This is a genomic window from Candidatus Dormiibacterota bacterium (assembly GCA_035635555.1).
Lineage (GTDB): Bacteria > Acidobacteriota > Polarisedimenticolia > Gp22-AA2 > Gp22-AA2 > Gp22-AA3.
In genome coordinates, this window is the sequence record DASQAT010000035.1 from 168,374 (window position 1) to 179,851 (window position 11,478).

General features: G+C 66.6%; 9 protein-coding genes. 3 read left to right on the top strand and 6 right to left on the bottom strand.

All coding sequences use genetic code 11. From position 1 onward, the window contains the following. Positions 1-2: 2 nt before the first annotated feature. Genes VEW47_09400 through gatB form a run of 4 tightly spaced genes read right to left on the bottom strand, consistent with a single transcriptional unit; the run spans position 3 to position 3,473 of the window. A complete protein-coding gene (locus VEW47_09400; GenBank protein HYS05392.1) occupies positions 3-383 on the bottom strand; it encodes a cupin domain-containing protein in 381 nt (126 codons plus the stop codon). Positions 384-434: 51 nt separating this feature from the next. Next, positions 435-1,331: an ABC transporter permease gene (locus VEW47_09405; protein ID HYS05393.1), complete on the bottom strand. Its 897-nt coding sequence runs from the start codon at positions 1,329-1,331 to the stop codon at positions 435-437. After that, positions 1,331-1,996, bottom strand: coding sequence for a cell division ATP-binding protein FtsE (ftsE, locus tag VEW47_09410; protein ID HYS05394.1), 666 nt, complete (start codon positions 1,994-1,996; stop codon positions 1,331-1,333). The genes VEW47_09405 and ftsE overlap by 1 nt, the downstream gene beginning before the upstream one ends. Before the next feature lie 25 nt (positions 1,997-2,021). Beyond that, positions 2,022-3,473, bottom strand: coding sequence for an Asp-tRNA(Asn)/Glu-tRNA(Gln) amidotransferase subunit GatB (gene gatB, locus VEW47_09415; protein ID HYS05395.1), 1,452 nt, complete (start codon positions 3,471-3,473; stop codon positions 2,022-2,024). Positions 3,474-3,609: 136 nt separating this feature from the next. Here gatB and VEW47_09420 point away from each other — a divergent pair, with 136 nt between their 5' ends. The 3 genes from VEW47_09420 to VEW47_09430 all read left to right on the top strand — a co-directional run bounded on the left by VEW47_09420 (position 3,610) and on the right by VEW47_09430 (position 8,161). Beyond that, the gene (locus tag VEW47_09420) at positions 3,610-4,626 is read left to right on the top strand and encodes an NAD(P)H-dependent glycerol-3-phosphate dehydrogenase (GenBank protein HYS05396.1); all 1,017 of its coding nucleotides are present in this window, start codon (positions 3,610-3,612) and stop codon (positions 4,624-4,626) included. 109 nt (positions 4,627-4,735) lie between these two features. Beyond that, the gene (locus VEW47_09425; protein HYS05397.1) at positions 4,736-7,228 is read left to right on the top strand and encodes a M1 family aminopeptidase; all 2,493 of its coding nucleotides are present in this window, start codon (positions 4,736-4,738) and stop codon (positions 7,226-7,228) included. A 6-nt stretch (positions 7,229-7,234) separates the two neighbouring features. Next, positions 7,235-8,161, top strand: coding sequence for an alpha/beta hydrolase (locus VEW47_09430; protein ID HYS05398.1), 927 nt, complete (start codon positions 7,235-7,237; stop codon positions 8,159-8,161). Positions 8,162-8,177: 16 nt separating this feature from the next. Here the strand turns inward: VEW47_09430 and VEW47_09435 are convergent, their stop codons facing one another. Both VEW47_09435 and VEW47_09440 read right to left on the bottom strand, forming a co-directional pair. Next, complete coding sequence (locus VEW47_09435; protein HYS05399.1) at positions 8,178-9,356, bottom strand: saccharopine dehydrogenase NADP-binding domain-containing protein; 1,179 nt, start codon at positions 9,354-9,356, stop codon at positions 8,178-8,180. A 354-nt stretch (positions 9,357-9,710) separates the two neighbouring features. Beyond that, on the bottom strand, positions 9,711-11,477 hold the full coding sequence (locus VEW47_09440) for an acyl-CoA dehydrogenase family protein (GenBank protein HYS05400.1): 1,767 nt from the start codon (positions 11,475-11,477) through the stop codon (positions 9,711-9,713). Position 11,478 lies beyond the last annotated feature (1 nt).

Genomic DNA, 11,478 nt, shown 5'->3' on the forward strand with positions numbered 1-11,478 from the left:
CCCTATTTCTTCGGGCAGTCGAGGACGTCGATCTCGACCAGCCGCACGGGCGTGGATCCGGTGTTCGTGATCGAATGCTTCTCCGGCCCGCGCCAGACGATGTCGCCGTTCTTCAGGGACATCGTCGAGACCTTGCCGGACGCGTCGCGGATCTCGAGGGTCCCTCCCTCGACGACCACCACCACGCGCGAGGTCTTGTGCTCGTGCTCCGGCGAGGATGTCCCGGCCGGATAGTAGTTCATCTGGGCGCGGACCCGCTCGTTCTGCAGCACCAGCTTCTGCGTGAAATCCGTGCTCCCGGCCAGCGCGACGCTGAGCCCGAGCGCGGCCAGCGCGAGGAGGGCCGGAGGAGCCAGGCGTTGCCATCTGGTGCGTGGCGGCATCATCGTCTCCTTGTCACACTTTCGGATGATCCAGACTTCTCGTGCACATCCTCACACGGTGCCGGCGCGGCGCAGCGACAGCAGGGCGGCGACGATGCCGAGCAGGGCGCCGCCGGCGGCCAGGGTCAGCGACGCGCCGGCTGGCAGAAAGCGGCCGGCGACGATCGACAGGAACGGGTTGGCCCGGAAGAACTCCGCGCGCTCGACGAGCCGGTGCGTGCACAGGAGCCCGGCGACCGCCAGGACCCCGCCCGCGAATCCCTGCGCGGCCGCCGCCAGCATGAACGGACCGCGGATGAACCCGGCGGTGGCCCCGACCAGCTTCATGATCTCGATCTCCTCGCGCCGGGCCAGGACCGTCAGGCGCACGGTCGCTCCGACCGTGACCAGAGCGGCGAACGCCAGGAGGGCGCCGAGGCCGTACCCGCCCCGGCGCACCAGGGCGACGATCGCGGTCAGGCGCTCGGTCCAGTCGCGGTCGTAGCGCACCTCCTCGACACCCGGCGCCTTCTGATACGACTTGGAGATTCGGTCGAGCGCCTCGGGCTCGCGGTAGGCGTCGAGGATCTCCAGCTCGAACGAGGCCGGGAAGGGATTCCCCCCGACCCTCTGCGGCAGGTCGCGCAGCGTGGGGAAGTCGCGCTGGAACCTCGACCGGGCGTCGGCCTTCGTGATGAAGCGCACCGCGGCGATGGCGGGGTCCGAGGCGAACTCGGCCCGCAGCGTCCGCATCTGGTCGGGAGTGACCTCCTCGCGGAGATAGACCTGGACCTGCGTCTGGCGCCCGAGATCCTCGACGAAACGGTTCAGGTTGACGGCCAGCAGAAGGAACAGCCCCAGGACGTAGAGCGAGATGCCGATGGCGGCGGCGGACAGCAGGCTCAGCGTCGGATTGCGCCACAGGCCGTCCCAGGCCTCCCGCACGTGGTGCCGCAGAGCGCGCAACATCAGGCCGCCCCGGGAGCGGCCAGCCGGCCCTGGTCGAGAGAGATCACGCGGCGCCCCATGCGCCTGATCAGGTCACGGTCGTGGGTGGCGATGATCACCGTGGTGCCGTGCGAGTTGATGTCACGGAACAGTCCCATGATCTCCCGCGCCAGGTCGGGGTCGAGGTTGCCGGTCGGCTCGTCCGCCAGAAGGATGAGGGGGCGGTTCACCAGCGCCCTGGCGATCGCCATGCGCTGCTGCTCCCCTCCCGACACCTGCTCGGGATAGTTGTGCAGCCGATGATTGAGACCGAGCATCTCCAGAACCTGGAACGTCCGGCTGCGCTGCTCTTTGCGCGACAGGCCGATGACCTGGGTGGCGAAGGCGACGTTCTCGAACACCGTCTTGCGCGGCAGCAGCTTGAAATCCTGGAACACCACCCCGACCTGCCGGCGGAGGTACGGCACGCGCCGCGCCGGCATCGTGGCGACGTCCTGGTCGTTGACCACGACCTGGCCCGAGCTCGGGACCTCGTCGCGGAAGACCATTTTCAGGAAGGTGGTCTTGCCGGCCCCGCTCGGACCGGTGAGAAAAACGAACTCCCCCTTCTCGACGTGCACGCTGACGTCGGTGAGCGCCTGCGCCCCCTGCGCGTACCTCTTCGTGACGTGGAAGAACTGGATCATGCCGGGCGGCCCGGGGAGTGTGGCGTCAAGGCCTGTCCAGGCGCTCTTTCAGCAGGCGGTTCACGAGCGCGGGGTTCGCCTTGCCGCCGGTCGCCTTCAGCACCTGGCCCACGAAGAAGCCCAGAAGCGCGCTCTTGCCGGCCCTGTATTGCGCGTGCTGCGACTGGCTCCCGGCGATCACCTTTTCGATCGCCTCGCGGATGGCGTCCTCGTCGGTCACCTGGGACAGACCCTGCTCGCGAACCACGTCGGCCGGGTCCCTGCCTGAATCGTAGACCGCCTCGAAGACCTCCTTGCCGATCTTCCCCGAGATCGACCCGTCCTTGACCATGACGACGATCTTCGCGAGACGCTCCGGATCGAGCGGGATGTCCTTCGGGTCCCTGACGTCCAGCCTCCCCTCCTTGATTTTCCGGAGGACCTCCGTCTCGATCCAGTTGGCGGCGGCCTGACCGTCCCCCGCGGCCGTCGCGGTCGCCTCGAAGTAGTCGGCGAGCGGACGGCTCGCGGTCAGGACCTGCGCGCTCTGCTCCTTGAGCCCCCATCTCTCGACGAGGCGCCGGCGACGCGCGGAGGGAAGCTCCGGGACCTGGCGGCGGACCGCCTCGATCCAGGACTCGTCGACCCGCAGCGGCTGAAGATCGGGCTCGGGGAAGTAGCGGTAGTCGTGCGCCTCCTCCTTGGAGCGCATCAGGGTGGTCCTGTCCTCCGCCGGTTCGTACAGGCGGGTCTCCTGCGTCACCGTGCCGCCGCGGGACAGGAGATCCGTCTGGCGGCGGATCTCGTACTCCAGCGCGTGCTGCACGAACTTGAACGAGTTCAGGTTCTTGAGCTCGGTCCTGGTGCCGAACGCCTTCTGTCCGCGCGGCCGCAGGGACACATTGGCGTCGCAGCGCAGCGACCCCTCTTCCATGTTGCCGTCGGTCACCCCGAGATAGACCAGGATGGTTCGAAGCGTCGAGTAGTAGGCGTGCGCTTCCTCGGGCGAACGCATGTCCGGCTCGCTGACGATCTCGATCAACGGCACTCCGGAGCGGTTGAAATCGACGCGCGACGTGCTTCCGGAATCGGGAAACCCCTCGTGCAGGAGTTTTCCGGCGTCCTCTTCCATGTGGACGCGCGTGATGCCGACGCTCCGGGTCGTCCCGCCCGTTTCGATATCGAGACGCCCCCCGACCGCCAGCGGGCGGTCGTACATCGAGATCTGATACCCCTTCGGCAGATCGGGATAGAAGTAATTCTTGCGTGCGAAGATCGACACCGGCTCGACCCGACAGCCGAGGGCGAGCGCGGCGCGCAGGGCGAACTCGACGGCGCGGCGGTTCAGGACCGGGAGCGTACCCGGCATGCCGAGGCAGACCGGACAGACGTTGGTGTTGGCGGGGGCGCCGAAGCGCGTGGAGCAGCCGCAGAAAATCTTCGAGTCGGTCAGGAGCTGGCAGTGGACTTCGAGCCCGATGACCGGTTCGTATTCCATGCCGCTCCCCGACGCGGGTCTCGGGCGCCCCGCCGCGATCCGCGCGCCCGGGTGCGCGTCGCCGGCGGATTATAGCATCGGGCCTGTGCTAGAGTACGCGCCGGTCGCGGGCTCCTTTCGCACGGAGGCGGGTGTCGTGGGCGTGAGAGTCGCGGTCCTGGGCGCCGGGAACCTCGGGACCACCCTCGGCATCGTCCTCGCCGGCGGCGTGCCGGGAATCCGGGCCGGCAAGAGCCGCGACGTCGTGCTGTGGACGATCGAGCCGGACGTCGCGAGCGAGATCCGCGACCATCAACTCAACACCAAGTACCTGCCGGGCGTGCAGCTGCCGCGCGGACTCGCGGTCACAGGCGAACTTCCCGAGGCCGTGGCCGGGGCCGCGATCATCCTCGTCACCGTCCCGTCCAAGGTCGTGAGGGAGGTCGCGCGCCTGCTCGGACAGGCGCTGCGGCCGGGGGACGCCGCACCCTTCATCGTGAATGCCTCCAAGGGCCTCGAGACCGGGACCTATCTCCGCATGACGGAGGTCCTCGCTTCCGAGCTTCAGCCATCCCAGGGCGAACGCGTGCTCGCGATGTCCGGTCCTTCGATCGCGCACGAGCTGAGTCGCGGCACGCCGACCGCTGTGGCGCTCGCCAGTCGCGACCCGCGCCTGGCGCGCTCCGTCCGCCGCGACATGCAGACTCCGGTCCTGCGTTTCCAGGTCAGCCGCGACGTGGCCGGCGTCGAGCTGGCCGGCGTCCTGAAGAACGCCTACGCGCTCGCCTTCGGCCTGTGCGACGGGCTCGGCCTCGGTCTCAACACCAAGGCGGCGCTTCTGACACGTGCCCTGCCCGAGCTCGCGCGCCTGGGCGTGGCCCTCGGCGGCCGGCGCGCCACCTTCTTCGGTCTCGCCGGCCTGGGCGACCTGGTCGGGACCGGCCTGAGCGACCACAGCCGCAACCGCCGCATGGGAGAAGAGCTGGCCCGCCGACGCCCCGCCGAGGAGGCGCTCGCTTCCATCCCCGGCGTGGTCGAAGGGATCGGGTCGGTCCGCCTGGCGCGCGAGCTGGCCGCCCGGCACCGCCTGCGCCTGCCGCTCCTCGAGGGCATCGCCGCGGCCGTCGAGCGGACGATCGATCCCCTGAAGATGATCGAGCGGATGATCGGCTAGGGCCACCGGATCCTCGTCGCCCGCCTTTCCCAGTGCTAGAATGAGCGTCATTCGACCTAATGGCTCCGCTTTCCAGCGTCCACTCGATCGCTGCTTCATGGAGGTTGAGATGCAGGCCTCGGCTGGGTTGCTTCTCCGGCGTCGTGTCCTCATCCTGGCCCTCGGGCTGATTGTGCTCGGGGCGCCGGGTCTCTCGTCCCGTGGAGGCTCGCCCGCCGCGCAGACGGCTCCGCAGGCAACCGCGAGCCCGGCATCCCCCGCGCCCGCCCCGGCGCCGGGCGGGTTCGATTTCGCCGGCAACCGCGAAGAGGTCTTCAAGGCCTTCTACGCGACCGGCCTCGACCTCTCGGCCGCCTATACGGTCACGAACCTGGCCATCAAGAAGGACAACATGACGTTGCTGTTGAAGCAGGGCACGGTCTTCCTGATGAAGCCGATCGGCGGAGAGGTCACCGGCGGGGCCTTCGTCGGAGACGGGGAGGCATCCATGACTCCTCCGAGCCGAGCGCAGCGTTTCATGCTCAACAAGAATTCGGGAGCCGAGACGCTCAAAGAGCCATTCACGGAGGCCGTCTTCCGCTTCAGCGACGGGACCGACAAGACGATACGCGTATCGGGAAAATCGGGCACAGGGACCGGGGCTGTTGCTGATCGGTCTTCGAAGATCTTTGCGGAGCGCAACTCATGGCTCGATGGAACCCGTTCGCTGCAGCTGGAGATGCAATATCTCGAAAATCGAATCTCCGGCTTGCGCAACCGCGATTTCTTCGTGGCGGATTTCCATACCCTCAAGCACGACTGGGTGACGTACTCCTACAACCCCGCACACCTGAAAGAAAACGTCCTGACGAGCAGCGAGACCATGGGCGCCAAGGGACGCCGGTACCTCGTCCCATGGTGCCAGTGGCACAAAATGTCGGACTATGAGCCAACGGGACACTATGTCCTGTTTCCTGATCATGATGGTTCCTGGTTGATACGCATTCCGCACCACGACCTGACACTCAACCTTCCGAACACGAAAGAGGTCCAGTGGGAGATTCGAATGCAGGTCGAGCCGCTGTTCGATAACCTCAAGGCGGTCGCGTTCGATCTCGACAATAACGCCGACTCTCAAAGTCACTGGTACGAAGACATGCGACCCGTGAGCGTGACCTCGGTCTCTGACGAATCCGGCCAGCCGCTCACGTTCATGCACATGAAGGACCAGATGCTGGTGATCCTGCCCCCGGGCGCGAAAACGGGCGTCCCGATCGCGCTGACGGTCCACGGCAAGGCCCAGGTCATCTACCAGCTCACCGCGGAATCGTATGGCCTCCTGGAGAATGACTGGTATCCCAAATACGGAAACCAAGGTGGACGCGGCTCGTTCGACTGGACAATCCGAGTTCCAAAGCCCTTCTTGATTACCGGCTCGGGCAAGGTCGTCCGGGAATTTGAGGAAAACGGCCAGAACGGTCTGGAGACCCGCTGCGACGCATCCGTTGAGTTTCCCTGGGTCATATTCGGGCGCTTCCAGAAGGCCACGTCGGACTATGTGAGCGAGGAGACCAAGAAGACCTGGCCCCTGACGATTCATTCCTTCCCGACGATGACCGTCTCCATCACGGACCCCGAGCTCCTGGATCTGTTGGACGCGCCCGCCCCGTTTACCGTAGACCTCGCTGCGCCCACAGACAAGGTCAAGAGTTTCTTCAATGAGTGGAAGGAGGTCCTCAAACTCTACGAAAAGATCTATGGACCCTATCCGTACGATGAATTGCACATCGCCCAAATGGCTCCACAGCTTGGTTTCGGTCAATCGCCGCAAGGATTCGTTCAATTAACGGGGGCGGCTTTTCTCTCGCAGGCCACATTGACAAGCGATTTCGTCCATGGGTTCGTGGCTCACGAATTCGCCCATCAATGGTGGGGGCATCAGGTTGACGGCGCGACGGGGGACGACGAGTGGATGAGCGAGTCCTTCGCCGAATACGCATCGGGCATATTCGTGAAGGAGTACCAGGGCCCAAAGCGGTTCCAACGAACTCTGGAGGAGTGGAAGAAGTCGGCGAGACTGGGCGACCCCCAGGGACCCATCTCGACCGCCAACATGCAGTCCGGTCCGAACGGTGCAGACTATCGGACGTATCTACTGTACAGCAAAGGTCCGTACGTACTGCACATGCTGCGGGTCCAGCTCGACGATGAAATGTACGCCAAGGTGATGCGCAGCATCCAGGAGACCTACAGGAATCAGAATATCTCGACGGAGATGCTCCTGCGGGAGGTCAACAGAGTCTCGGGCTCGAATTACACTTACTTTTTCGACCAATGGTTCTGGGACGTCGGCATTCCGAAATTTCGTTATTCCTGGCGCTCCGAAAAGCAGCCGGACGGCAAGTTCCTTATCACGGTCCACGTCGCCCAGGAAGACAAGAATCATCTGAAGCGAGTTCTGATGCCGATCCACATTCACGCTAAGGGCACAGACATCCCTCCCCAATATAAGGGCGTGGTCCAGGCCGAGCAGGACATCAAGCTCATGTCTCCGGTTGAGCCGAAGGATGTGACGCTCGACGACGATCACACGCTGCTGGCCGATATCTCCAAGGCGAGCTGAACCCGCGTGACCTGGGGCTCGGTCGCCCTGCAGAGCGTCCGCCTGATCCTGGTGGTCTCCGGGGTCGTCGTTGCGGGCGTCCTGGCGCTCAAGATCGCCGCCCTGCTCCTCGAGCCGCGTCTCGCATTCCATCCGCCGCGAGGATACGCCGCCACTCCCGGTGCGCTCGGCCTGCCGTTCGAGGACGTCCTCATGCTGACCGAGGACGGTGTCAACATCCACGGCTGGTTCATTCCGGCAACGGAGCAGCCGGCCCGGCGGGACGATTCCCGGACGCCGACTCGCCCGCCGCTGACGCTCCTGCTCTTTCATGGCAACGCCGAGAACATCGGCGGCTTTCTCGACCTCGCGCTCCTGGCCCGGCCCGCGGGATACAACCTGATGCTCGTCGACTACCGGGGGTACGGCGAGAGCGCGGGCCAGCCGTCGGAGAGCGGTCTGTACAGCGACGGCCGCGCCGCGCTCGCGTACCTGCGATCGCGGCGGGACGTCGACGCGGGGCGGATCGTCGTGTGGGGACGTTCGATCGGGTCGGCGGTTGCGGTCGAAGTGGCGGCGGCCGACGCGGGGGCGGATCGTGGCCGGGCCATCGATGCCCCACCGCCGGCGGGCATCATCCTCGAGTCGCCTTTCACCTCTGCTGCCGATCTTCTTCGCGACGGCGGCCACACCGTCCTGCTGGTCCTGTCGCGGTTCGGGACGTACCGGTTCGACTCGGCGTCTCGGATCGGGCGGGTCAAATCTCCGGTCCTGGTCATCCACGGGACGGCGGATGACATCGCTCCGTTTCACCTCGGCCGCCGGCTGTTCGAGCTGGCGCCCGGGAGGAAGGAGCTCGTCGCGATCGAGGGAGGCGGGCACAACGACCTGTGGGCCCTGCACGAAGACGAGGTGTGGGGCGCCGCCCGGCGTTTTCTTGAGTCTCTCGAGTGACGGGCTGCGAAGTCTTCTATCCGGGAAAGGTCTCGGCGACGGCGACCGTCGTGCGCGCGCCGCGCGTCTCGAGATCGCGGAAGAAGGCCGCGGGATCGACGGCCTGCTCGGGGGGCAGCGCACCGGCCTGCTTCATCTGTCCGCGCGCGATCCTTCGCGCCACGATGGCCGGAGGCGAGGCGACCAGCATCGTGCCGCCCGAGATCCCCCACGCCTTGTGCGGCCAGGCGATCGTCTCGACCCGGCCGGTCACCGGTTTCCCCGCGCGGGTGCCGCGCACCTCGGTCACGATGTCCTTGAAGCCGAGGCTCCCCTTGCGTTCGGTCTGGGGCGCGCGCTTCAGGACCTCGACCAGCACGTCGCGCGGCCGCACCTTCATGCCGCGCACCTCGATCGGCTCGCCCGAGGCCATGCCGATCTGCGCCAGGAACTGCAGCTGCCGGAGCGCCTTCTCCGAGTAGCCGAAGAACGAGATCTTGAAGAAGCAGTCCTTGATCCCCTTCGGGCCGTAGGTCAGGGGCAGAGTCGCGACCTCGGAGTGCAGCGACAGGTGCACTTTCGAAACTCCTATCGGGTCCTGGAAGCGGTACAGCTCCTCTTCGCCGAGCGGCTCGGTCTCCAGGAACCTGCCCTCCCTGAACACGACCGGCGGCTGGGTGATCTCGTCGAAGATCGTCTGGATCGAGTAGGCCCATGCAAGGGAGTCGCCCATGTCGGGTGTGGCGCCGTTGTAGATCCGGATCGACTCGACGCTGTCGAATCCGTCGGCGACGGTGCGCGCCTGCACGTTCGCGATTCCCGGGCAGGACCCGAGACCCAGGACCGCCAGAAGACCCGTCTTCTTGAATTCGCCGTGCAGCTCGAGCTGCTTGCGCGTGGTGTGGAACAACCCGCCCAGGTCGATGTAGTGCGTCTTCGCCTCGAGGCAGGCGCGCATGATGGGGACATTGAAATAGTACTGCACCGAATTGACGACGCACGCGGCGCCCTTGAGGAGAGCGACGAGCGCGGTGCTGTCGGTGACGTCGGCCCTGACCGCGCTCACCCCGGGGCGGGCCAGCGTCCCGGCCACCTTCCTCGCCCCGTCCAGATCGAGGTCGGCGACGACGATCTCCTCGACCTCCCTGTCGTCGGCCAGGTCCCGCACGATGGAGCGTCCGATGATCCCGGCCCCGCCCAGCACCACGATCCGCACGCCCCGCCTCCCGCGTTCCCGCGGCCCGTCAAGCCGGCCGCGACGTGAAACGCCCGTCGATGCAACGATGCGTCGCATGCTAGCGTTTCCGCCGAATCCGAGTCAACGTCCCGCCGGCCCTGTCGGGCCAGGTTGCGCGCGGCCTTTCCGTTCCAATGAGAAGATGACATGAGCGTGTCCTGCCCTGCCACGAAGAACCGCGGAGGTCCGTGGCGGGCCTGCCGCAGGGGCGCGCCGATTTTGAGCCGCGCCATGCATGTGACGATGGACACTCGTTGGGCCGCGCGAACGAACATGAGGCGAGCCCCTGCGGCAGGCCCGCCACCGGGCACCGCGGTCATCCCGAAGGGCAGTTCAGGCGATCAGGTCTTCGCCGAAGCCGTTCTGATCGTAGGCGAGGTCGCTGACGCGCACGAGGTTTCTGTCCTGGTTGTGGGTGACCTGGTGCAGACGACGGCGGATGCGTCGCCAGGCGGCGTTGCCGAACGTCCGCGTGAGGAGGATGTCCCGCTTCGCCTTGTCGGTCCCGTCCTCCCGGATGCGGGTGTTGGCGCGCGACAGGCAGGCGATGAGCGCGTACAGGTCTCCGGCCGACTCCGAGAGCCGCTCCTGGATGAACTCGCGCTCGAGGATCACCTTTCCATGCTCGCGCAGGGCGGCTTCGGCTGTGGTGGACAGCGCCTCGGCGTAGTGGGCCGCGCGCACGGCGGTTTTCTGCAACAGCGGGTGGATGTCCGGGAACTGCTCGTCGGTGATCGCCTGCCGGATCTTCTTCAGGGCGAAGTCGGACAGGACGCCGATCTGGGAGATCGGATCGCTCAGGGCCCGCCCGACCTTCTTCAGCTCCTCGCCCAGCTTCTGGATGCCGGCCAGGGTCACGAAGGCGCGCAGGATCTCGTTCGTGCCCTCGAAGATCATGTTGATGCGGCAGTCGCGCAGGTAGCGCTCGTACGGGTACTCCTTGATGAAACCGTTTCCGCCGGCGATCTGCACGGCGTGGTTCACCACGCGCCAGGCGTTCTCCGAGGAGAAGATCTTGCAGAGGGCCGACTCGATGGAGTAGTCGACGTCGCCGCGCTCCGCCAGACCGGTGGTCAGGTAGACCATGCTCTCGGCGGCGTAGGTGCCGGTCATCATCTCGGCGACCTTGTCGCGGATCATCTCGAACTCGGCGATCGGGCGTTCGAACTGGCGGCGCTGCTTCGCGTACTCGACGCTGCGATCGATCATCTCCTTGGCGCCGCCGACGGCCCCCGCGGCGAGGGACACGCGGCCGTCGTTGAGGATCTCCATGGCGTACTTGAAGCCGCGCCCGGGCTCGCCGAGCAGGTTGTCCTTCGGCACCGGCACGTTCTCGAGGTACAGGTCGGTCGTGGACGAGCCCTTCAGGCCGAGCTTGTCCTCCTCCTTGCCGGTCGAGACTCCGGGCAGGTCGCGCGTCACCACGAAGGCGCTGATCCTGTCCTCGCCGCCGACCTGCATGCGCGCGAACACCGTGAACAGGCCCGCCTTGCCTCCGTTGGTGATGAAGCGCTTGCCGCCGGTCAGGACGTAGACCTGGCGCGCCTCATCCCACACGGCGCGGGTCTTGAGGGACGCGGCATCCGACCCCGAGTCGGGCTCGGTCAGGGCGTAGGCGCACAGGAGATCCCCTTTCGCGACGGCCGGCAGCCAGCGCCTCTTCTGGGCCTCGCTGCCGTGCAGGAGGATCCCCTTGCTGCCGATCCCGAGGTGCGCGCCGAGGATCGTGCAGGTCGCCGCGCAGAAGTGGCAGGTCTCCTCCATCAGGCGGCAGTACGAGGTGATCGACAGTCCGCCGCCGCCGTACTCTTCGGGGATGGTGAGCCCCAGGAGACCGAGCTCCTTCAGCTCGCGCACCTGCGCCTCGGGGAAGACGGCCGCCTTGTCGATGGCGGCGCCATCCAGGCGCTCGCGCGCCCACGCTCGAAACGACTCCAGGACCAGGTTCAGCGTCTCCCTGTCCTCCGCGTCCTGCCGCGGATACGGGAACACCATCCCCGCCTCGAGACGGCCGCTGAACAGCGACTTCATGAAGCTCGCTGGCGCCGCGGCGGCCGCCGGACGGGCCTTGCTCCCGGTCTGGACCATCGGGGTTGCCACG